Raw genomic sequence first — 23,762 nt, forward strand, 5'->3', positions numbered from 1 at the left:
ATAGCGTCTCCCGTGTTCACTACAATCAGTGAATAATATTTCTGGAGAGGTGTCCGAGTGGTTGATGGTGACGCACTCGAAATGCGTTTTGGGGAAACTCAACGGGGGTTCGAATCCCCCCCTCTCCGTTTAAAGAATTAACTACGAACTTTTTCCGGCCAAAGTTCTCGCAAAGCTGGTGGCATCATGTTAATAACATCTTCAATTTCTCCTTGAGAAACCCGTTGAGCCATAATTTTGAAGACAGCACGTACTAAAGATTCAGCATCAATATCAGCGTTAATGTTGCGAAAGTAATGACGGATATGGTTCAAAAATTCTTCCTTGGTTCGATCTTTCGTTGGTCTTGCTCCTGGTCGCCAGTTTTCGTAGTAAAATCCACCTAATAAAATCGGTAATTGCGCTCCTAAATGAGCAGCTTCTTCTACAGTTAAGCGATCGCGTAATGCGTGTAAGGTCGCTCTCAATCCTTGAAAAACTTGGTGTTTATTTTCCCATCCTAATTCTTTTGCCAACTCATTGACCCAAGGAATTGTTTTTTGTAAAGTAGCATCAAAGATATCTAATCCTGTCATAGTCATAATTATTTCTCCTCAAGCGCAGCACTATAAATGGTGTTTAGAATCTAAAAAATCTATTATTAGTTAAGATCATATAAATCATATAAAGCTGAATATTTATCTACTTCTAGCTAATGAAATAAGATTTTATTTATATTCCTCTATCTGTGAGGGGATTCAGAATATCTTTGTACACCAATTGAATTCAAAATTCAAAATAATCAGTGGAGACTTGAACCCACCACTGATTGTAGACTACTAAATTTCATTCACTGGTAGCCTGTACTCAATACGGTTTGCATAAAAGTGGACTCGTTGAACTAAGAATCTGCGCTCCTTTAGGACGCAGAGTGTCAAGAATAACTTTTATGGCTGACACCAAGCTATCAGCAAACCCTAATTACTCTGATTTTCTGATTTTTCCTCTTTTGAAGATTGGTTATCGGTAGACGAATTTGATTTTGTGTCTTGGGTGGGTACAACCACAGCAGAAGAATCTGTACTTTTAGATTCCTTTGGTGGTGCTGGAGGTATGACCACAGAATTTTTAGGTGGTGATGCTTCTGGGACAACTACAGAATTATCTGGTTTTGTCGGTTGGGGTGAATCAGAATTCTGAATAGAAGCGGGTGGAATATTTTCTGATGATGGTGTGGAAATAACAGGAGAAGATGATTTAGCTTCCCGTAGTTTCTCACTTAAGGATGGTGTGGGAGTAACAACAGGTGTGGATATGGTGCGCTTAGTTTTGCGGGGTAAAGATTCTGAAGATTGATCTTGAGATTGTTGAGGATAGTTCTCTGGAGAAATACTATCACTTGTCGGAGTTGCTTCTGGGTAAATACGACGATTGCGTCTGCGTCGTTCAGAAGTGGACAATGATGCAGCAGATTCATGAGCAGAGGAAGTTTGATTTGCTTGATTTTCAGGAGAATGTGTACCTTCAACCACAGGTTCTGGAGTGGTAAATTCTGGAGTGGATTCTTCCGAAATGGGATTAGGGGTTTGTAACTGAGACTGAGGTAATATTCTAGTCATGCTAAACCCTGCTGTACCAGCAACCAATACTACACCAATGCTTGCTAATACCTTGCCCAGTGGGAATTTTCTGGGCGCAGTTGTAACTGTCTCCACTGGTGATAATATGGTGTTGGGAACAGCTTGTTTCAGGATATTTTCTGACTCTTGGGCAGATAAATCAATGGTTGGTGCTGGTTGAGTTGGTAATGATGGTGTGAACTCAAATCCATTGCCTGGTAGTAATTCTAGCCACTCTGCTACTGTAGTCGGACGAAAACGGGACTCTACAGCCATACCTCGCATTACTGCTTGATTAATAGATGCACTGAGATGGGGTTGCAGTTCACGGGGAGAAGGCATTGGTTGGCGATCGCGCAATAATGATGGAAGAGGTACTTGTCCTGTTAATAGTGCATATAAAGTTGCGGCCAAACCATAAACATCAGTCGCTGTAGTGCGTGGTGCTTGGGTCAAATATTGTTCAATAGGTGCATAACCTTCACTAACTAAACCTGTGTGAGTTTGTTTTACACCGCTGTTAAATTCCCTAGCAATGCCAAAATCAATTAGCACTACTTCCTGAGTTCCTTGGCGGAGGATGATATTATCAGGTTTGATATCTCGGTGCAGCAAACCATTATTATGTACTACCTGTAATGCTGCCCCAATTTGGCGGATATAATGAACTGCTGTTTCTTCTGGTAATGGTATTCCCGGTAACACAAACGCTTCACCTAAAGTTTCCCCAGGAATATATTCCATCACCATGTAGGGTAGTCCATTCTCCACAAAAAAGTCACTGACCCGGACAATATTGGGATGGACACAAGTGGCTAATCTTCTGGCTTCATCTTGAAATTGACGTTCAAACTTGGAAAAATCAGGATTTTGTCGCAGTCGTTCATTTATAGTCTTCATCACTACTTCTTGACTTAAGTAATGATGTTTTGCTTTGAACGTAATCCCAAATCCACCCCTGCCTATCTCTTGGATAATAGTATATTTTCCACTCTGTAAAATTGTGCCTGTTAACATAGGGAAACTTGAATCCTTAGTGGGTGGTTGACACTCCCCTTAACGGTTTTGTCTTTTTGATCATATAACTGAATAACTGATAACTGTCAAAACCGTTGACCTATACCAATATGTACTCGGCTATTTCCTTGGTCATTAATTCCATAATCAGCCCGAATTAAGCCTAAAGGTGAGTCAACACGGACTCCTGCACCATAACCAAAACCACTACCAGGTTTATTTCGTTCACCAGCAGGATCTCCAATCACAGTATCACCAGATCCTAAATCGGAAGCAAAGTCGGCAAATATCACACCTCCAGCAATGGGGAAGATGGGAAAGCGATATTCAGCGGAAGCTAAAACATAACTGCGACCACTTCCCACCTGTCCTGCATCATAACCGCGTACCGAATTAGAACCACCCAAATTAAAAGTTTCATAAGGTGGTAAATCACCAACTACAGTACCAGCTTGCAGATTTAAAGCAAATACTTGTGGCTTTTGGCTATTAAATAGTTTAACCGGCATAAACTGGCTATAGTTACCCCGGAGACGATTCATAGTAATTTGACCATGACCAACAGGAATAGATTGTTCGGTGCTGAAAGTGAGGAGAGAACCTTGAGTGGGTTTAACTGGGTTGTCCCGTTCGTCCTTTGTGGCTGTGAAAGATACGGTAGTTAGGTCATCTATGCCAGTATCACTGAAGGATAATTGGTTATTGTTGGCATCTCTAGGGGTAATATTACCTTCGCGATCGCGTATCGTCACACGAGTATAATTAAGACCAACAGAAGCATCCCAACCATCAATTTGTTGTTGAACACTCACGCTACCGCCAATTTTTCCTTCCCGCACTTTTTCACCATTTGCCAGCTTGATGGTATCGTCAAATGTATCTGAAAGTTGCCTTCTACGAAAGGTTTTGACGTTGTAGCCTAAGCGGTTGGGGTTTGTTTCTCGATAGGGACTGTTAAAATTAGTATTAAATAATACATCTTGACGATTAATTTCCACATTAGCAGCTAAAGTATCATTAACGCCACCAACATTCTGGTCTTTGTAGCTGACGACCACGGATATACCATCATCAGCATTGTAACCGCCACCTAAATTAACTGAACGCGCTCCAACTTCTTGGAGTTCATAGATCAAATCAAGCTTTGTTGCATCTCCTTCAAAGGCGACATTGACAGTTTTAAATAAACCTAATTTATATAAAGTTTGGACATCATCCTGAACTAATTTATCTTGAAAAACTTTACCAGGCTTTAGTTTGAGTTGCTGTCTGAGGAAATCGTTTTTAGTGCGTCCTTTAATGGGATTACCGTTATTATCAACTTTTTGCCCCTCTTCATTGACAAACCGAAATTTGATATCACTTACTAAACCTTCAGCTACATTGACTGTGAGAACACCTTGGCGGTTTGGTTGAATTGAGAGTACCCTGGCTAGGGTATAACCATTTTCTGTATACCACTGGTTAATTTTTTGAACTATTTGCTGGAGTGCAGCGGGGCTAATATCTTTACCAATTTGATTTTTAAAGTTTTCTAAGGCTACTTGATAGGTGAGAATCTTTGCACCAGAGAGTTGTATTGCTTGTACCAATACAGGCTGAACTTGATAGGTTATATTCAAACCACTAGCTGTACTGATGGTGTTGACATTAGCACTAGCAAATAATCCGGTATCTAGAATTGCTGCGACATCTTTTTGTACCTGGGATTGACTGGTTTCTCCACCTGTTTGAGTTTTGATGACTTTGCGAATTACCTGTTCTAATTCTGGATTAGCACCAACTATCTGCACATTGGTAGCTATAACAACCAAATCGTTATCCGTAATCAAGTTTTGATTGATGTTGTTGACATTGTTGGGTACAACTACAGGCTGGGAACTAAATTCTACAGCATAGGTAGTTTCTGGAGAGGTTACGACTTTTGTTTGTGTGGGCTGAGTTTCGACAAACGGCACTACCACCACATCAGTGGCTATTTCGGTTTGAGCCTCTGGATTTGTGGTTTGATTGGGTAGAGCATTTGCTTGCTGAGTGGCATTACTAGCAGCTAGGGTAGCTAATGTCAGAATTGCCGCAGAAGAAACTCGCATAATTTAGTATTGATTAACTTCTTCAACTGGTAGTTAGTTGCAGTCGGGTCAAGCATTGGAGATAATACAGCAGATTGCAAATCAATGAGGTACAGCATCAAAAGTGAAACCTATACACAAAGCCAGTTTTACTCCTGACTCCTGACTCCTGACTCCTGCTGTATATTTTCCCTATACCTGTGGATCAACTGACTGTTAATTGTAATTTTTTGTTTCTGATCAAAAAAGCGGTTAGTTTCCCCGATCAATAAAATTTAGATAAGTATTTATCTCTAGGGATGGTTTTTTGCAGGGAAAATACAGGTTTATTTAGTAATCAACAATACCTATTATCAGACGCTATGATTACAAATTGCAATAGGCCGCAGGTATTCTCCATCAAAAATATCAAATATTAAATCCTATAAAAATCTTATGACTGATTTATCGCAATTACCTTTAATTACAAATTCCCTGGAAACTACTTCTCGTTTACAGTTACTGGTTTTAAGTAATGGTCATGGAGAAGATATCATTGCTGTCCGCATTTTACAGGAATTGCAACGGCTATCTTCACCACCGGATATCTTTGCTTTACCAATAGTGGGTGAAGGACGTGCTTACCAACAGTTGAATGTGCCGTGTATTGGTGCGGTACAAACTATGCCTTCTGGTGGCTTTATTTACATGGATAGTCGCCAATTGATGCGAGATGTCCGGGGTGGTTTGGTGCAACTTACCTGGAAGCAAATTCAGGCTGTTCGTCGTTGGGTTAATTGTCAAACCAAGTTGGGAAATAAGAAAGCGATTTTAGCGGTGGGAGATATTGTACCGCTGTTGTTTGCAGCTATGAGTGGTGCTAATTATGCGTTTGTGGGAACGGCAAAATCTGAATATTATGTGCGGGATGAGGATGGGTTATTAACCAGAAGATCGAAATCGGCACGTTGGGAAAATTTTTCTGGTTCTATTTACCATCCTTGGGAGAGGTGGTTAATGAGTCGTCGTCGTTGTCGTGGGGTGTTTCCTAGAGATGCACTGACAACGGAAATATTAAAGAAGTGGCCGATTCGGGCTTTTGATTTGGGTAATCCGATGATGGACGGTTTAGAACCGACTGTTAGCAGTTCTCAATTTTATGGTGCTGATGCTGAACAAAAAGAGATTGTTCGTCCTTTGGTTGTGACTTTGCTTCCTGGTTCTCGTGCTAATGAGGCTTATGCTAACTGGGAAATGATTATGACTGCTGTATCTGGTTTGATTACTGGTTGGCGGGAGCGAGATATGGTATTTTTAGGTGCGATCGCTCCCGGTCTAGATGGGGATATTTTATCTCAAACTTTGCAAATTCAAGGTTGGCACAGATGTGCAGAATCTCCCATTCAAATTGCTGATCCTGATTATTTGACGTTTAAACAGAAGAATAATTATGTAATTCTGAGCCAAAAAGCTTATAGTGACTGTTTACATTTGGGAGATTTGGCGATCGCCATGGCAGGTACAGCGACAGAACAATTTATTGGTTTAGGCAAACCTGCGATCGCTATTCCCGGAAAAGGCCCTCAATATAATCCTGCTTTTGCTGAAGCCCAAAGTCGTCTTCTCGGCTCATCTCTAATTTTAGTAGAACAACCAAGCAAAGTTGCCCAAGTAGTACAATCCCTGTTGAAAAATCCTGACCTCATCAATGAAATTGCCGAAAATGGAGTTAAGCGTATGGGTCAACCAGGTGCTGCCAAACGTATTGCCGAATGTTTGCAAGCAAGATTAGGTTGAAAATTAACTCAACCTACTAACCCAGAACGTAACGCGCGAACCGCGGCTTGAGTGCGGTCATCAGCACAAAGTTTATTTAAAATGTTGCGAACGTGAGTTTTTACCGTCCCCACCGTAATGTATAATTTCTCAGCAATTTGTCCATTACTGCAACCTGCAACAATTAACTCTAAAATTTCCAATTCCCGTTGAGTTAAAGGATAGGTTTCCAAAACCTGCTCATATTCGGTAGCCAACGCCTCAATTTTCACGGTTTTTGGTTTATCGGCTGCTGTACTTTCTCCTGGTATACCCAAGCGCATCTTCCTTAATACCACATTGGCAATAGCTGGATCAATCCAAGAGTTACCCGCATAAGTAGCTTGTATTGCCTCAGTTAATTTATTGATGCTTGTCTCCTTCATATAATATGAATCCGCTCCCGCTGCAAAAGCGGCTAAAACAGCATCTTCTGTATGATTCATGGTCAGAATCAGAATTTTTGTATTTGATTGCCCATTTTCCATTTGTTGGCGCTTAAACTTACGAGTAAGTTCAATCCCGTCCATATCTGGTAAACCAATATCGACTACAGCCACATCAGGCTTGGTAGTTTCCAAAAGTTTTAGGCCTTGAGTAGCATTAGCGGCTTCACCAATTACTTTTAAGGCACTGTTTGACTGTAAGGCAGCCCTTAATCCCATCCGGGTTAAATCATGATCTTCAATTAAAAGAATGCTGATTTCATTCATTGTTACACCCAACTCTCTAATATCCAACTGCTGCTTTGAACTTAAAACCTTTTGTAACTATTTAATCTAATTTCTCCAACCCAAAGGTAGATGATATTTTGATTGACTTGCATCCACCGAGAGAAATAATAAATTTCACTTATTTTATGTTAGGTAGAAGTAAAAATCTAGCTACGGATATATGGCTATTTATTGCAAAAAAATTAAAGATTGATACGAATGAAACATCTTTTCCTGTTAAAAAGCTACATCTGTAGGGGTAAAGTAAAATGCTAAAACTACGCATGAAATGAATCGAATCAGAGTAATATACAACTGTTTGAACATATATCTGCTAATTACCTATGTATAACAGATCCGTCCATGAATAAATTCATAAGTAGTCGGATAAAATTAAATTCATTCGTTGAGATAGGGAACAGGGAACTCTTAACAGAGAACAGAAAAATAAGTTGTGTAATTAATTCTGTCCCATTACTTATAAATGGTAGTTACTGAAACCGTACATTTTAGGCTAAGTTAAGCCACTACCCCTTCCTACGGAAGTCGTAAAGTTTGGCTTTAACCTTTTCATTAAGTAAAGTAGGTATTTGAATTGTAACAAAAAAACCATATTCTGCACACAGGAATTTACTAACCAGATACCAGCGTATCAATTTATAATAACACAATGCAAAAATTTGCTGTAAAGTGCGATAATTTCTCCAGATACTAACTTAACACAATGAACTAAAATTAGACAGACTTAGAGCTATATCCTCTCAAAAAATACACGTAACAGCTAACAAGTGACAAGTATCAGGAAATAGTGATATGTATTTCTTTCTTATGCACATAGGACGCGAGCCAATTTTTGGCGGTTAAGGAGGAAAAAGGAAAGAAAAAACTTGTATCCTTTGCCCTTTAACCCTTCCCCAAACAAACTACTATTAACCAAGTAGTATTGGGGAGGCAGGTTTAAAACAAATGAGTAATGATTTTTCCTTGTCTGACACGCTCAAGGTATGTACTTAAAGGTGGCTAATATTTAATGAGTGAAAATTCACTTATCAATACTGAATACTGTTTTAGTGAGTAAAATTGCTCAGGCTGATGATACACAATGTTTCTGTGCAACTCTCACTAATGGCTGAGGACGGTGAATCATCTACTCATTTACAATTGTGTTGAGATGGATAAAGTATTGTATTTTACTTGATATTGACTCTATTTCATTTAGGAGTGAAACATTTTCATCTGCAATAATTGCTAATTGTTTACCAAGAATTATTAATTAAACATGAGCAATTTTCTATTAGCTAGATTTCTAAGTAGCAGATTCCTAGTTATATGGGTTAAAAAAAGCAATGCTGTACATCAATCCATACTGCACAGCGAAAACAAAAACTGATGGAAGAGACGTTGAAAATTTTGGTTGTAGATGATGATGAAGTAGATCGCATGGCAGTCCGTTTAGCCCTGACGAAAGCAGGTGTTTATATGGAACTGAGTGAAGTTAGTGACAGTGAAAATGCGTTCTCTGCCCTCCAAAATGCTAACTTTGACTGCGTTTTTCTTGATTATCACTTACCAAACCAAAACAGCTTGACTTTAATACACAAGCTGCGTTCTTCCGAAATCAAAGTTCCTTTAGTCATTTTGACTGCTCAAGGAGAAGAAAAAATTGCTGTTGAGTTGATGAAAATAGGTGCTACAGATTATCTAATAAAGTCTCAGTTATTTTCAGAAAATTTAACCAGGATTTTACGCAATGCGATTAGACTATATCAAGCTGAAATTAAAGCGGATTTAGCCTATCAACAACTAAAAGAAAGTCATGAACAACTGATTTGTAAAAACCAAGAATTAGAGAAACAAAGAGAACAAATCCAGTTGCAAAATTTGAGATTATTGGAAGCATCACGACTCAAAACAAAGTTTTTAGCGACTATATCTCATGAATTGCGAACTCCAATGAATGCCATCATTGGTTTTTCACAAATACTCTTACGTCCGAAATTTGGTGAACTTACCAATCAGCAAGTGGACATGGTAGAGCGTATTCTTAATAATGGCAAGCATTTGTTGATGCTACTGAATGAAGTTTTGGATTTTTCTAAATTAGAATCTGGAAGATTAGAACTAAAACCAGAAATTTTGGATTTGGAAAAAATCGTGAATAATTCTGTATCAGAAATAAAGTCTTTGGCTGAAGCTAAAAAATTATCTTTGGTAGTGGAAACAGATTTACAAAACACATTGATATTTAATGATCCATTACGAGTACGCCAGATTTTAATTAATTTACTAGCCAATGCTGTTAAGTTTACAGAATCTGGAGGGATTTGGGTAGAAGTGAAAGAAATTACCCAAAACAGATTAACAATTACCATTAGAGATACAGGAATTGGCATTTCTTCCAAAGATTACAAACATATTTTTGAAGCATTTAGACAAGTAGATCAAGGCATTAGTAGGAAATACCCTGGAACGGGGCTTGGTTTAGCTATTACTCATTCATTGGTACAAATGATGGGAGGAAAAATATTTTTAGAAAGTAAATTAGGAGTGGGTTCAGTATTTAAAATTGAATTGCCAAGGCACATAAGATTAGCATCCAATAATGGAGGAGATGGTTATAATTTAAATCTAGGTCATGAAGAAGGAATTTATTATTCTCATCACAACCCACCTCAACTACCATCTCAATTCAATAAAGTTTCCATGGAATATCCTCATCTTAAACAATAAATTAAGATGGATTAAGTTAGGTACTTTTACAAAAAGTGGATAAATTATGTCTATTGTTAAAAGTGATAAAATTGATCGAATTCTTGCTGTTGATGATACTAGAGATAATCTAATTTTAGTGCGAACCCTTTTAGAAAGTGAGGGTTATGAAATTGATTTAGTATCAGATGGTGCAACTGCTTTACAAAAAGTGGCACAATCTCCACCGGATCTAATTTTACTGGATGTGATGATGCCGGGAATGGATGGTTATGAAGTAACACGCAGAATTCGTAATTGTCCTGATCTCAACTATATTCCAATTTTGTTGATTACCGCTTTTCATGAATCTAGTGTGGTGGAAGGATTAGATGCTGGTGCTGATGATTTTATCCGCAAACCATTTGATACAGATGAATTGCTTGCTAGAGTGCGATCGCTCTTGCGACTAAAGCACAGTATTGACGAACAGCAAAAGATGACCCGTCAGCGAGAAGACTTTGTATCTCGTCTCACCCATGATTTACGGACACCCTTAGTAGCAGCGGATCGAATGTTAGCTTTGTTTCAACAGGAGACTTTTTGCAAAATTTCCCCAGAAATGAAACAAGCGATCGCTGTAATGATTCGCAGCAACCAAAACTTAATGCAAATGGTCAACACTCTACTAGAAGTCTATCGCTTCGAGGCAGGTAAAAAAACATTAAATTTGGACAACTGTGACTTAAAGGAAATAGCGCAAGAAGTCATCAGTGAAGTAACTCCCCTGGCTATCGAGAAAAATTTGACCCTCAAATTAGACACTCATAAATTAAACCAACTAAGCAAAAATCCTGGAATTATCATCGCTGATAAACTAGAAATGCGTCGTGTGCTGAATAACTTAATCGGCAATGCCATTAAGTTTACAGATACAGGAGGTATTGAAATTCGCATTTTTGAAACCTTATCTACTAACACTGAGTCAATTGAAGTCGTCATTGAAGTTGCAGATACAGGTTATGGAATTTTACCTGAAGATCAAGCAACTATTTTTGAGCGATTTCGTCAAGGTAGAAATAAGAGATCTGGTAGTGGCTTAGGACTGCATCTATCACAACGAATTGTAGAAGCACATGGTGGTAAAATCGAACTTTTGTCAGAATTAGGTAAAGGTAGCATATTTATAATTAGACTACCAAAAGCAAATTAGTTGCAGTTATTTTTAACTTTCATGACATATTTCCAGCGCCGAATAGGTCGCAAATTTGTCATCAAGCAACCGCCAAATGATCTCTTCTAAATCCTCAAGCATATAGGGTTTACTAATATATTCATTAAAACCTGCTCTGAGGATACGTTCTTTCTCTTCCCTACCAGCCAAAGCTGTAACTGCAACTACCGGAATATTACAAGTAAGCGGTTCTCTTTTTAAAGCTCGCACAATATCTAAACCATTGAATCCAGGTAACAAAATATCCAACAAAATCAAGTCTGGCTGATATTCTTTTGCTACTAATATTGTTGTGTAACTTTCATTTTGACAAATACATCTACACCCTAATAACTCCAGAGCATAACTTAGCAAGAGTAGACTATCATCATGATCTTCTACTACCAAAATCAAAGGGGGCTGAGAGCTTTGCTTTTTTTCATCACTACTCATGAATGAATGTGTCAAATACATCTCTTCTCCAGGAAATTAAATAGGGCTATATCATCTTTATAGTTAAACCAGAGGATAAACCCACAAGCCATCAAAAAATTTTTATTCAGAATTAGCTCGTGTTTTGCTACCGATCAGTTGATAATCCTGACCAACATCACAAAGGAAAGGAAAACTCAAGCGGAATGGCTTTAGCAGACACCCCTTGATTATATGCAAAATTACAGAACATTTTCCTCATAAGTTCACAATAACTTTATAGAGAAAAAGATAGTAGTTATTTACTTTAGTATCACTATTGACCTCTTTATAAGTGAAAAATCAAATTACATGAATTGAATTTAATATTCAATCTAGTATGAAAATAGACTATTAAGTATATAGTACCTGTATTTTACTCCGCTGCTGATTACAAATTAAAAATCGCTATAAAAACTCTTAAATTAATAGCTAAATACTCTCATAAGTCATCAAAGCAGGTAAATAAATATTACTTGAAGTACAACCGTACATGGTCAGTTTGTAAAGAAGTGAGATGATACTTGCTCAAACAGAACTATTTTAAGCATAATACTTGACGTAGCCGTATACCTGTAATATATGTATTATTATGTATAACATACTTGGTTAATGATTTAACAAAAATTAAGTAACAACTGGGTTTTCCTTTTGAACAGCAGTTGTTCTACTTGGGGAAACTCCAAGACCGCACTACCTCGTCCTGACTCCTGAATTCTATGGATTTTGATTATTTCCGCAATAACGACAACAATTCCACGAACAACAATCGACAAAACCTCCTCTCCAGTGGTTGGCGACCATTTAACCGTGATTTTGATTGGAAATATTTCCAAGAATTAATATTTAATGACACTCAAGAGTTAACCCAAAAAAGTATTAATTTACTCAGTTATTATGCTGATGCTTTAGCCAGAAAAGAGTATGCCTGGTGGGCAAATATATTAAATTTAGCTTCTGACTATACTCGTGGTGAATTACAAAAATTTTGGAATTTTATTACACCGGAAGCACTCACGCCTGATTATCGGTACAAAGATGTTTTAAGTACAGAAACTCCTCTTGTACAATTTGTCAGTCGTAATAGTATTCCCATTGACTATGTTCTAAATTTACTGCAAGAAATTACGGTTTTGAGAGTTCTACGTTTACTGGAACGCCCTGATATTATCACTCAATATTACTCAGAGAGAGATTTTTATTTTCCAGTAGAAAAGTTTGTGAATTGGGAACGGCTCGATGTCATTAATACTGTTTATGCTTACTGGTCTAAATACGATATTTGGTTACAAATTGACCCTTATGAACGAGGACGTAGACAATATACTTTAATGTCTCAGAATCTCGCACCATTAATTAATAAAGCTACCTATGATTTAGCTGTAATGTTAAGCGGGTATCAAAGTCGTGTAGGTAAAGTCCATAATCAGTTTCCTATTCGGACATTTCCTCAAAATATTCAAGATTTTACTGATTTAGTACAGCAAACCATTCTCAATCAAAACCAATTAGCAGTTGTGGTTCATGGAGAACCAGGAACAGGTAAAACAGCATGGACACAATCAGTAGCCAAGGAAATTTTAGTACCTTTAGGCTATGTAATTTTTATTTTGGATCATGATGCCATTACTAATTTTGTTCCTCCAAATTACTTGGAAAGGATTTGTATAATCATCAATGAAGCAGATAACTTAGCTCAGGATAGAGCTTCGGAAGTAGCCCAATATAACAACAAAACTGAACATATTTTAGCTTTGTTAGATGGAACTTTGTACCAAAGTGTGATAGATGAATCAGGTGTCCAGATGAAGCAGCGTTTAGTGGTATTGATGACTTGTAATACTACAGAAAGATTAGATCCAGCTATGTTACGTAAAGGAAGGGTGGATTTAATGTGTGAATTTACGCAACGGTTTGTTTAAAAAAATCAATTGAAGAAGAGAGGAAACAAATTTGATTAATTACCGTCACTTCTCTAGTAAGAATGTAGGTACTACTACATAAGTTAATGTACATATTGCCAGGAGTGAAAACTGAATGTTGTTAAATCGTATTTCTGTGATGACACTGTTGATTTTGACTTTAGGTAGTTCTGCGGCATTTTCCCAGTCTAATCCCACTCCCACTCCCACTCCCACTCCCACTCCTACTTCTACATCAACTCCTACTCCCACAACTACTAAAAAGCCTACTACCAATTTGGAATATCCAGGGGGATTACCCAAAGACTTGAATTTAACGCCTAAACAACTGGAGCAAGTTAGAGAAATTCGCAGAAACAATCCGGTTAGAGAACGTATACAAAAAAAGAGAGAAGAACTGCGTCAAGCACAACAGGAATTTTTGAAACTCATGGCGGGGAATGCTAGTAAGCAGGATGTAAATACTAAATATCGTCAAATTAATAATCTAAGAGAGCAAATAGCTAATGCAGAGTATCAAGATGATCTGGAGATTAGGGAAATTTTAACCTCAACACAACGGCAGAAATGGGTTGAACATATACAAAAACGTTTTCCTGCTCCTCCAAATCCTTCAACACAACCAAAATAAGGCTATGACCTTAATCAGGAATAAATATTGGGTGTTGTCACTGTTGCTGTTATTAGGAAGCGTTATTCCTAGTGATGCGGCAACTACAACCATAAATCCCAAGGTTCTGCATATCATTAATCGTTTGAGCTTTGGTCCTGCACCTGGGGATATTAAAAAAGTTGAAGCTATGGGTGTAGAGAACTATATCAAACAGCAACTCTCTCCTGATTCGATTTCTGAGTCGGAAAGTTTGACTCGTAAACTTTCACAAATGAAGACTCTAAATTTTAATCCAGTACAACTTTGGCAATATTCCGCAACCATTCCAGCGGGAGTAATATCAAGTCAGGAGAAAAAGCAAGCGATAATCAAGCAATCTAGGCAGATTAGCAATGAAATAATGCAGTCTAGATTGTTAAGGGCTACTAGCAGTAACCGCCAACTTCAAGAAGTGATGGTGGATTTTTGGTATAACCATTTCAATGTGGATGCTAATAAAGGACGAAATCGCATTTGGGTAGGTGCTTATGAGCAAGAAGCGATTCGTCCTTATGCTTTGGGCAAATTCCGGGATTTATTAGGAGCAACGGCACACCATCCGGCGATGTTACTTTATTTAGATAATGCCAAAAATAAAGTTTCTAATCGTCCAGATGCTAAGGGTAAAATCGAGGGTTTAAATGAAAATTATGCCCGTGAGTTGATGGAACTACACACATTGGGAGTAGATGGTGGTTATACTCAACAAGATGTGATGGCGTTAGCAAAAGTTTTCAGTGGTTGGGGGATTGTTAATAAACCTAATCAAGATAATAGTGATGGATTTGAATTTAATTCCAAACATCATGATTTTAGTGACAAAGTTTTTTTAGGTCACAAAATTAAAGGTAGTGGTAAGGCTGAGGGGGAAGAAGCTTTAAATATTTTGGCTCGCAGTCCGGCTACTGCTCGTCATATTAGTTACAAGTTAGCTCAGTATTTTGTTAATGATAACCCTCCAGAAACTTTAGTCAAAAAATTGGCGCAGCGATATCTTGTGACTGATGGAAATATTCGTGATGTGCTGAATACTTTATTTCAGAGTTCTGAGTTTTGGGACGAGAAAAACTTTAACAGCAAGTTTAAAACACCTTATCAATATGCAGTTTCAGTAGTTCGAGCAACGGGAATGGAATTGAATAATACCATCTCAATTTCGGAATTTTTAAATCAGTCAGCGATGCCTCTCTATAGGTGTCCGACTCCAGACGGTTATAAAAATACTAAAGAAGCTTGGTTAAATCCTGATGCGATGACTCGACGGCTGAGTTTTGCCAGTGCGATCGCTAATGGTAGTTTAAAAATATCCAGCTTGCCACCGCAAAACAATCCAGATAAAGTAAAAGCACCAAAACTGAGAAAAACCATCCCACCTGCTGGCAATAGAGATTTAACCATATTTAAACCAACACGACAAATGAAACCAGGTAAACCAAAAGGGGTACAACAGAGAAAAGCCAATCAGCCCATACCTGTAGATTATGAACAACTGATGAATACATTGGGTAATTCATTTTCGCCTCAAACCCAAAAAGCGATCGCATCAAGTCCACCAGAAATTCGTAGCGGTTTAATCTTAGGTAGCCCAGAATTTATGCGGCGTTAGGCTGGTAATTCGTAATTAGGAACACTCTTCCCAGTCCCCAAGCTTATGAAAAGACGTGATTTTCTCATCCAAACCGGGCTATTTTCCACTTCACTTATTACCACTATTGGTAGTAATGCTTGGGTTGCTCATTCAGCTACTCCTAACAACAACCCAAAACGCTTAATTGTCATCTTTCTGAGAGGTGGAGTGGATGGTTTAAACATCGTTGTTCCCTATTCAGAAACAGCTTATTATCAAGCCAGACCAAAAATTGCCATTCCCCAACCTGGTAAAGAAGGGGGAGTGATAGATTTAGATGGTCGCTTTGGATTACATCCTGTATTATCTCCATTAATACCTTTTTGGGAAAAAGGCAATTTAGCATTTGTTCATGCTTGCGGTTCAACTGACTCAACTCGTTCCCACTTTGATGCTCAAAAATATATGGAAAGTGGCACTCCCGGTAACAAAGGGACTAGAGATGGTTGGATGAATCGTTTACTGGGAGTGATAGCGAAAAAAACGCCTGTGCAAGCTGTAACGGTAGGACAAAACACACCTTGGATTTTGTATGGTCAGATGCCCATAGCCAATTTACCATCAGGGGCAAATCCTAAAAAACGGCTGTTGATTGATCGTCCCCAAGTAGCAACCGCATTTGATCAACTCTACAGTGGAAACGATAGCCTCAGTCAAACTTATCGTCAAGGCAGAATGGCGCGTGAAGCGATTATGAAAGACTTGGATCAAGAAATGACCATGGCCAACAATGGAGCGCCTTTACCTGATGGTTTTGCTAAAGATGCGAGCAGATTAGCACAACTAATGGTGAGAGACTCCAGAATCGAATTAGGATTTATGGCTTTAGGTGGTTGGGATACTCATGCTAATCAAGGTAGCACCCAGGGAACATTAGCTCAGAATTTGGGCAAATTGGGCAAAGGTTTAGCAGCTTTAGCTCAAGGCTTGGGCAATGTTTATCAAAATACGACCATTGTTGTCATGTCTGAATTTGGTCGCACAGTGCGCCAAAATAACAACAGTGGAACAGATCATGGACATGGTAATGTCGTTTGGGTTTTGGGTGGTAATGTTAAAGGTGGCAAAGTTTATGGAGAATGGCCTGGTTTATCACCATCTCAATTGTATGAGAAAAGAGATTTAGCGATCGCTACAGATTTTCGTGATGTAATTTCTACAGTGCTGCAACGTCATATTAATTTGAATTCTAGCCAACTCAATCAAGTCTTACCAAATTATAAACCTACTCAAAAAATAGCCCTACTTTAACAGTTATCAATTGTAGGCATATCTCGTTCCCAGTTTCCAACTGGGAATGCCATCATAGAGACTCTGCCTCTGCTGTTAATCAAGGCAGAGCCTTCTAACATTCATTTCCATACAGAGTAGAACGAGAAAGAGAAATTCAGCGTAAATCAAGGATTTTTGCTACAATTATTTACATAAATTAATATATTCTTCCCGTTTTGGGCAGATACTTGAGCAAAAATCCCTATGAAGACAGTTCTCCAATCAGAACAAAAGCAAATCACTAGATTATTTTCTCACCTGGAATTTGATGGAAATAAATTAAATCATCAACCAGGTAGCGTCTTAGGAAGCACTGCTTTGATTGCTGGAACTACCATTGGGGCTGGTATTCTAGCTCTACCTGCGGTGACTTTACCATCTGGGATTTTACCATCTACAATTCTCATCATTGCGGTTTGGTTATACACATTATTTTCAGGCTTATTAATTGCAGAAGTGACATTAAATGTCATGGGTGCAGAGGGCATTTCCAGCATAGGTTTCTTAGCAATAGTAGAAAAGACATTAGGTAAATTAGGAGCAAGAATTGCTGGTGCTACATACTTGTTTATGCACTATGCACTTTTAGTTGCATATATCAGCAAAGGTGGAGAAATTTTAGTATCGGTATTAACTAAAATCTCCGGGTCAGCAACTAGTTTACCTAACTGGATAGGAACAACAACTTTTACCCTCTTATTTGGTGGCATTCTGTATTTAGGAAAAGAAAAATTTATTCAGAAACTAAACAGTGCCTTTGTGGCAATTGTGATTATTTCTTTCATCGGATTATTACTGTTAGGATCAGGACAAGTAAAAAGTTCACAGTTCCTATTTCAAAATTGGAATGCTGTAGGCAGTGCGGTTTCAGTTATCTGTGTTGCTCTTTTTTATCATAATGTTGTACCTGTAGTGGTGACACAATTAGAAGGTGATATCCCGAAAATTAGAAAATCAATTATTATTGGTTCTGCCATTCCCTTAATTATGTTCTTGGCTTGGAATGCCGTAATTTTGGGCAGCGTTAGTCCTGATGTGCTACATAATCATTTAGAAAATGGCAGTATTTTTGATCCGCTGCAAATTCTGCGTTCTGGTGGAGCAGGAGAAGTTTTAGGATTAGTATTAACTGTTTTTTCAGAGTTTGCAATTATCACTTCATTTATCGGTTTCGTTTATGGGTTGGTGGATTTCTTTAAAGATATTTCGCGAATGACAAAAGGTGAACTTTCCCGTTTACCTATTTTCTCTCTTGTTCTATTTCCACCAATGAGTTTAGGCACAATTAATCCCAGCATCTTTTTTACTGCTCTGGATTATACGGGAATCTTCAGCATTTCGGTTTTAGGTGGAATAATTCCCGCAGTTATGAGTTGGCAACAACGAAACCAACAAAAATTAACAAATAGTATTTACCAATCACTTATACCAGGTGGTAAAATCACTTTAACTGTAATGATCACAGTTGCATTAGCCTTGATAGGCAAACAAATTTTCTCAATTTAATTCCAATTCAAATATATGCATCCACAATTTCCCTTACAGTTGACGAAAGGGGCAATTTTACGTTTAAGCCTGTTATTTTTGGCAATGCTTGGGTTTGTTGTGTGGTTGAATCAGTCTGGTTCTTTGGAAAATGCCCAACTTTTAGAAACCCTTTACCGGCAAGGAAATTACATTGAGGCAGTATTATGGGGTTTATTTGCTTTGGGGTTTATAATCTATAGCTACAAACGAAATTCCCTGATTGCTAAACGCAAAAATCAAATTACATCGGTAATTTTTATTTTGTTTGGATTATCTGATATTGTCGAAGTTCAAACAGGAGCATGGTGGAATCCTTGGTGGTTGTTTCTCTGGAAAGCAAGCTGTGTTTTAGGTTTTATATTTTGCTTTTGGGATTATTTAAAAAGCCATTATTACAAAAATAATTAATTCAATTTTTTTTTATTTTTATTTAAAATGAGTAATTCTCGCTTAATCAAAATTAGTAAATTTCTGAGTAAATATTTACGTCACACACCAGAAGAAATAGGTATTAAATTATCTCCTGGTGGTTGGGTTGCTGTGGATGAACTTCTAATAGCTTGCATTAATCACAAATTTCCTATTACTCGTGAAGAATTAGAAGAAGTAGTTGCTACTAGTGATAAAAAACGTTTTGCTTTTGATTCTACATTGACTCTGATTCGTGCTAATCAAGGACACAGTACACAAGTTGATTTGCAATTAGAACCTGTTGTCCCTCCAAAAGTGCTATATCACGGCACAGGCAAAACATCTGTAGATGCAATTATGCAAACAGGAATTTCTAAAATGTCACGTCATCATGTACATTTATCATCGGATATTTCCACAGCTAAAATAGTGGGTGCTAGGCATGGAAAACCCGTTATTTTTGCTGTAGATGCTGGTGTGATGTATGCAGTAGGTTACATTTTTTATTGTTCTGATAATGGTGTTTGGTTGGTAGATCATGTACCACCTGAATATTTACACTGTATTTAGTTTTAAATACTTCTTTTGATAGACTTCATAAGTAGATAAAATTACTAATCTATGGATAGGAATTTTCATGAACTAAACTATGAATATTATTGCTTGGATAATTCTGGGTCTAATTGCTGGAGCTATAGCTAAAGCTATTTATCCCGGTCGGCAAGGTGGCGGAATTTTAGCAACAATGGTATTAGGTATGATTGGTGCTTTAATTGGTGGCACTTTAGTTACTTTGTTAGAAACAGGAACATTACAATTTACTGCTGCAACTTTGAGTATTCCAGGAATAATTGTGGCTATTATTGGAGCGATAATCGCTATTTTTCTTTGGGGATTATTTACTGGTCGTGCGAGTTATTAATGGAATAGTTAAGATGATTTAATACCTAGAGCCAAGATATTAGCAAATAAAATTTAGTCAACTATAAAAAGGTAATGAGTTTTACCCCATTACCTATTATTCATTATGGAAATTAAACACCAACTTTTACTCTTGACCAAATACCATTTTCATCTTCATCAAATTGTTGATGAACTGCATCCCAAGCAGATTGTTCAGCGGTAAATTCATCACTTGTATCATTAAGTACGTTGTTATAACGCTGAATAAATGTGCGCTGTGCTTCGTCTGATAGATGAGCGCGAACTTCAGGAGATAAGTCTTCTGGACTGTTACACGGACCAGGACAAGGATGAGTTAGTGCTTTACCAATGGTGTGAATTTCTTCACCTCCAGCACTTTCTAAGAGTAGTTGAAATTCTCCAGTGCGATCGCTCGGAATTTCTGCCATTAATAAGAATTCTCCAGCTTGTAAGCGGGTTTGGTAAACCGCTGCTTTGTCCTCTGGCATTCCCAAAGCCGTAAAAACTGATACCAAGCCAGCACCAGCACTACCTGCGATCGCACCACTCGCAGCACCCAGCAACAAAGCACCAATCGGTCCTGCTGCTACAATTGGTCCGACAAAGGGAATAAACAGTACACCGACACCCGTCAATAAGCTGAGGAAGGAACCAAACAAAGAACCAAAAATTGCCCCTGTTCTCAAACCTCCTAAAATCACATCTCGCTTAGTAATAAAACCAGAAATTCGCGTTTCTGACTGGAAATTTCTACCCATTACCGAAATATGATCCTTCGGTACACCTCTATCTAGTAAACGACGAATTACATCATCAATTTGCTTTTGTTCTTTAAATATAGCTGAGATGGTACGCTCTGCTTGATATCCTTCTGGCACTTCTTTACTCCTTGTATTTTTATGGGAATTTATATTCACGACTCTCAACTAAACACCTACTGGAACTTTAGTTTCTGTTGATTGTTGTTTCCCATTTGGTTCTAAAGCTTGTCCTTCAATAAATGAGCGCAACATCCAAGCTATTTGTTCATGTTCTTCCATTAACTCAGTTAAAAAATCAGCAGAACCCTGATCATGAAATTCTTCACTACACCGATCTACATGATTTCTCAAATTGCGAATCACCTGCTCATGATCTTCCACCAATTGAGTTACCATTCCCGTTGCTGTAGGAATTTCTCCGCTATGTTCTTTGAGAGTAGCAAGACTCAAAAATCCCTCCATAGTGCCAGTAGGATAACCACCCAAAGTCCGAATTCTTTCCGCTATTTCATCAATATTTTCCGTCAGTTTTTTATAGTGTTCTTCCCACAGTTGATGCAAAGTCCGGAACTGAGGACCAACAACATCCCAATGATATTTTTTAGTTTTTACTAGCAGTACATAAGCATCAGCCAAATCTTGATTTAACAAATTCATCACCCCGTGACGTTGTTCATCTGTCAAACCAATGTTGATTTTATGTATTGTCATTATTTTCTATCCCTATTAGCACGTAAATAGCTTAAATATAAGTTTTAAAAATATCGAAGTAATCCACATCAACCAAAAGAAAGATTAACATTTAATTAAATTTATCTATTTAGGAATAGACAGACTATTTACTCCCTAAAATTAATTAAACTTAAATTAAAACCCCCGATTTGTGAATAAATCGGGGTTATCGTTATGATATTTACTTGTTGCCACCTGTAATTTTTTCCAAAAATCCTTCTACTTCCTGTTCTACAGAAGTTGCACCTTGTGAATTTTCGGGAGTCTTCATTTTGTCAATATCAGCATCTCCCTGAACTTCATTCAATCCTCTCCGTGTTTTTTCTTGAGATTCCTTCATTCCTATGGGTGGTTCTTTAGCTGCTTCGTCAGTTTTGCGTTGAGTTTCCAATAGTTGTGTCGGCCCTTCTGTTGGATCACTCTGATAACTACTGATAGCTAAAGCAGGAAAAGCATTAAATAAAAATATGAAGGTACAAGCAAAAGCCACTAATATCAATCTTGATGCTAATTTCCATCTAGATTTAACAAAATCAAGAACTTTCATTTTTTTATATTTTTAGGTTTATTTTGTCGTTCAATATAAAATAATAATCAAATTAAATATCTTTTTAATCAATCTCCAGAGAGAATTAGATTTAATCTTGAATTAATTAAATTGAGATAAAAACCACTCTCTAGACAGAGAACAACGCTGAAGCAAAATATCTCTAAAAACCTATTACCTTTATGTTTTGCGTATCTATCCCTACAAGATATTACGCAGTTCTTCCCGGTTCTCTATCAGTTGTACGTAAGTTCTATAGGACTCCTATAGCAATCCTATTTGATTATTGAACAAAAATCCGTACACCTAAATATTCTAAAACCCTTTTGCCTCTTGCCTTTTGTCTATGAGTAGATTTTCGACATCTGATTTCACATTATTTAGTCATCTTTAGATGACTTAAGCTATGAGACAGGAATTAATTCCCTGTCGGAACTAAACCCCTACACCACATCTAAATTTTTTGTTACCCTAGTAAAAATTCAAATTCCCATCCTGTGAAATATATCTATCGCAGAAAAAATCTCTTATGCACTCTGATAATTCCGCCACCAACAATTACAACAGAACCATGAAAATGATTGCTGTTGCTACAATAGCATTATCTCTAACAGCTTGTACTAACATCCCAAATACACTACAATTAAAAACTAACACCGAAGCATTAAAAATTCCCATTCCTGAAAATAAATTACACCCAAAATCACAACCATCAGCTACAATCTACAACTTAAATTTTACCGTTCCTGCTAAATTTCAAGGGAAGACAGTTTATAAAGTCAAACCCAAAAACAACGAAAAAGTTATTGCTTTAACTATTGATGATGGTCCCTGGCCAAAAACCACAGTAGAAATGTTAGACATCTTCAAACAAAATGATGTTAAAGCCACATTTTTTTGGGTAGGAAGTTCCTTGCAAGCCAATCCCGAAATAGCTAAACGAGTTGTAGCTGAAGGCCATGCTATTGGTAATCATACCTGGCATCATTTATATAAACGCATGGATGCAGCCACAGCTAAAAGTGAAATTGAACGAACAAATGAATTAATCTACAAAAAAACAGGTGTAAAAACATCTTTATTTCGTCCACCTGGAGGTTTTTTAAATAATGGTTTAGCGGCTTATGCCAAAAATCAAAATAATGCCGTTATTATGTGGTCTTTAACTTCAGCTGATACCGATCCTCGTGCAAAATATCAAGCATTTGTGAAAAATGTTCTTAAAGGTGCAAAACCAGGAGCAATTGTTTTAATGCACGATGGTGGAGGAAATCGTGAAAGAACAGTCAAGGCTTTACCAGAAATAATTTCTGGACTGAAACAACAAGGTTATAAATTTGTCACGATTCCTGAACTTCTAGAAATGGAACAATAAAAGAGGCAAAAGTATTGAATCTCTTCTCTCTTCTGCCTCCTACTTTCTTTATTCATTCACAACAGATGCACACAGTTGAGCCTCTTGCCACAGTTTCCGTAAAAAGAACTCAGTGCGATCGCTCATCGCAGTCACAAACACACCCACCGCATTCTCAGAACTATCTGATAACCAAGAACCCTGCAAAGTGACTTCCAGATATTCAGCATCACAGACAGACAATTCCATGACTTCAGCATCATGTTGCTGCACCTCAGCCTTCAGCCTTTCTACCCCTGGTAACTCCACAGGAAGCAAAAAGGAAGCTGTGCTGGGTTCAAAATACAGTGGTTGACCAACCCGTAGCGCCAAAATCACTCTTTGTTCTACCCATTCTTCTAGGGAGAGAGTGAGATGTTCCAAATAAAAACAATTTTCAGTGTAAATTAACTTCAGCATTCCTTTTG

Annotated in this window: 21 protein-coding genes and 1 tRNA gene; 13 read left to right on the forward strand and 9 right to left on the reverse strand. The window is 37.6% G+C overall.

Annotation, left to right across the window (positions count from 1 at the left end; translation table 11 throughout):
- Positions 1-43: 43 nt before the first annotated feature.
- Positions 44-128, forward strand: a tRNA-Ser gene (locus ACLLO5_RS23810).
- Positions 129-137: 9 nt separating this feature from the next.
- Here ACLLO5_RS23810 and ACLLO5_RS23815 read toward each other — a convergent pair.
- The 3 genes from ACLLO5_RS23815 to ACLLO5_RS23825 form a co-directional block, all read right to left on the reverse strand.
- Positions 138-581 carry a DUF2267 domain-containing protein gene (locus ACLLO5_RS23815; protein ID WP_413172961.1) on the reverse strand — a complete coding sequence of 148 codons (444 nt, stop codon included), beginning with the start codon at positions 579-581 and terminating at the stop codon, positions 138-140.
- Between the two features lie 375 nt (positions 582-956).
- On the reverse strand, positions 957-2,615 hold the full coding sequence (locus tag ACLLO5_RS23820; protein WP_413172962.1) for a protein kinase domain-containing protein: 1,659 nt from the start codon (positions 2,613-2,615) through the stop codon (positions 957-959).
- An 86-nt stretch (positions 2,616-2,701) separates the two neighbouring features.
- Entirely contained in the window at positions 2,702-4,708 is a 2,007-nt protein-coding gene (locus ACLLO5_RS23825) for a BamA/TamA family outer membrane protein (RefSeq protein WP_413172963.1), read from the reverse strand.
- A 414-nt stretch (positions 4,709-5,122) separates the two neighbouring features.
- Here ACLLO5_RS23825 and ACLLO5_RS23830 point away from each other — a divergent pair, with 414 nt between their 5' ends.
- Positions 5,123-6,463 carry a lipid-A-disaccharide synthase-related protein gene (locus ACLLO5_RS23830; RefSeq protein ID WP_413172964.1) on the forward strand — a complete coding sequence of 447 codons (1,341 nt, stop codon included), beginning with the start codon at positions 5,123-5,125 and terminating at the stop codon, positions 6,461-6,463.
- A gap of 8 nt (positions 6,464-6,471) precedes the next feature.
- On the opposite strand, the gene ACLLO5_RS23835 is transcribed toward ACLLO5_RS23830, so the two are convergent.
- The gene (locus ACLLO5_RS23835) at positions 6,472-7,194 is read right to left on the reverse strand and encodes a response regulator (RefSeq protein ID WP_413172965.1); all 723 of its coding nucleotides are present in this window, start codon (positions 7,192-7,194) and stop codon (positions 6,472-6,474) included.
- 1,389 nt (positions 7,195-8,583) lie between these two features.
- Between ACLLO5_RS23835 and ACLLO5_RS23840 the strand changes: the two genes are divergently transcribed.
- Positions 8,584-9,924: a hybrid sensor histidine kinase/response regulator gene (locus ACLLO5_RS23840; protein ID WP_413172966.1), complete on the forward strand. Its 1,341-nt coding sequence runs from the start codon at positions 8,584-8,586 to the stop codon at positions 9,922-9,924.
- 46 nt (positions 9,925-9,970) lie between these two features.
- Complete coding sequence (locus tag ACLLO5_RS23845; protein ID WP_413172967.1) at positions 9,971-11,095, forward strand: response regulator; 1,125 nt, start codon at positions 9,971-9,973, stop codon at positions 11,093-11,095.
- Positions 11,096-11,107: 12 nt separating this feature from the next.
- Here ACLLO5_RS23845 and ACLLO5_RS23850 read toward each other — a convergent pair whose 3' ends face one another.
- Positions 11,108-11,569, reverse strand: coding sequence for a response regulator (locus ACLLO5_RS23850; RefSeq protein ID WP_413172968.1), 462 nt, complete (start codon positions 11,567-11,569; stop codon positions 11,108-11,110).
- 716 nt (positions 11,570-12,285) lie between these two features.
- Here ACLLO5_RS23850 and ACLLO5_RS23855 point away from each other — a divergent pair.
- From ACLLO5_RS23855 to ACLLO5_RS23890, 8 genes are all read left to right on the forward strand, one after another.
- Complete coding sequence (locus ACLLO5_RS23855; protein ID WP_413172969.1) at positions 12,286-13,488, forward strand: AAA family ATPase; 1,203 nt, start codon at positions 12,286-12,288, stop codon at positions 13,486-13,488.
- A gap of 115 nt (positions 13,489-13,603) precedes the next feature.
- Complete coding sequence (locus ACLLO5_RS23860; protein WP_413172970.1) at positions 13,604-14,119, forward strand: Spy/CpxP family protein refolding chaperone; 516 nt, start codon at positions 13,604-13,606, stop codon at positions 14,117-14,119.
- Between the two features lie 4 nt (positions 14,120-14,123).
- Positions 14,124-15,746: a DUF1800 domain-containing protein gene (locus tag ACLLO5_RS23865; RefSeq protein WP_413172971.1), complete on the forward strand. Its 1,623-nt coding sequence runs from the start codon at positions 14,124-14,126 to the stop codon at positions 15,744-15,746.
- 45 nt (positions 15,747-15,791) lie between these two features.
- Positions 15,792-17,018: a DUF1501 domain-containing protein gene (locus ACLLO5_RS23870; protein WP_413172972.1), complete on the forward strand. Its 1,227-nt coding sequence runs from the start codon at positions 15,792-15,794 to the stop codon at positions 17,016-17,018.
- 225 nt (positions 17,019-17,243) lie between these two features.
- Positions 17,244-18,545: an amino acid permease gene (locus ACLLO5_RS23875; protein WP_413172973.1), complete on the forward strand. Its 1,302-nt coding sequence runs from the start codon at positions 17,244-17,246 to the stop codon at positions 18,543-18,545.
- Positions 18,546-18,560: 15 nt separating this feature from the next.
- Positions 18,561-18,974, forward strand: coding sequence for a hypothetical protein (locus ACLLO5_RS23880; RefSeq protein WP_413172974.1), 414 nt, complete (start codon positions 18,561-18,563; stop codon positions 18,972-18,974).
- Between the two features lie 27 nt (positions 18,975-19,001).
- Entirely contained in the window at positions 19,002-19,547 is a 546-nt protein-coding gene (locus ACLLO5_RS23885; RefSeq protein ID WP_413172975.1) for an RNA 2'-phosphotransferase, read from the forward strand.
- 79 nt (positions 19,548-19,626) lie between these two features.
- Positions 19,627-19,899, forward strand: a complete 273-nt coding sequence (locus ACLLO5_RS23890; RefSeq protein WP_413172976.1) for a GlsB/YeaQ/YmgE family stress response membrane protein — start codon at positions 19,627-19,629, stop codon at positions 19,897-19,899.
- 112 nt (positions 19,900-20,011) lie between these two features.
- On the opposite strand, the gene ACLLO5_RS23895 is transcribed toward ACLLO5_RS23890, so the two are convergent.
- From ACLLO5_RS23895 to ACLLO5_RS23905, 3 genes are all read right to left on the reverse strand, one after another.
- The gene (locus ACLLO5_RS23895) at positions 20,012-20,779 is read right to left on the reverse strand and encodes a ChaB family protein (RefSeq protein WP_413176176.1); all 768 of its coding nucleotides are present in this window, start codon (positions 20,777-20,779) and stop codon (positions 20,012-20,014) included.
- A 48-nt stretch (positions 20,780-20,827) separates the two neighbouring features.
- The gene (locus ACLLO5_RS23900) at positions 20,828-21,367 is read right to left on the reverse strand and encodes a Dps family protein (RefSeq protein WP_413176177.1); all 540 of its coding nucleotides are present in this window, start codon (positions 21,365-21,367) and stop codon (positions 20,828-20,830) included.
- A gap of 208 nt (positions 21,368-21,575) precedes the next feature.
- Complete coding sequence (locus ACLLO5_RS23905; RefSeq protein ID WP_413172977.1) at positions 21,576-21,941, reverse strand: hypothetical protein; 366 nt, start codon at positions 21,939-21,941, stop codon at positions 21,576-21,578.
- A gap of 529 nt (positions 21,942-22,470) precedes the next feature.
- Between ACLLO5_RS23905 and ACLLO5_RS23910 the strand changes: the two genes are divergently transcribed.
- The gene (locus ACLLO5_RS23910) at positions 22,471-23,316 is read left to right on the forward strand and encodes a polysaccharide deacetylase family protein (protein ID WP_413172978.1); all 846 of its coding nucleotides are present in this window, start codon (positions 22,471-22,473) and stop codon (positions 23,314-23,316) included.
- 48 nt (positions 23,317-23,364) lie between these two features.
- Here ACLLO5_RS23910 and ACLLO5_RS23915 read toward each other — a convergent pair whose 3' ends face one another.
- On the reverse strand, positions 23,365-23,754 hold the full coding sequence (locus ACLLO5_RS23915; protein ID WP_413172979.1) for an alr0857 family protein: 390 nt from the start codon (positions 23,752-23,754) through the stop codon (positions 23,365-23,367).
- Positions 23,755-23,762 lie beyond the last annotated feature (8 nt).

The sequence above is a fragment of the Anabaena azotica SJ-1 genome (genome assembly GCF_047275885.1).
GTDB classification, from domain to species: Bacteria; Cyanobacteriota; Cyanobacteriia; order Cyanobacteriales; family Nostocaceae; genus Trichormus_B; species Trichormus_B azotica_A.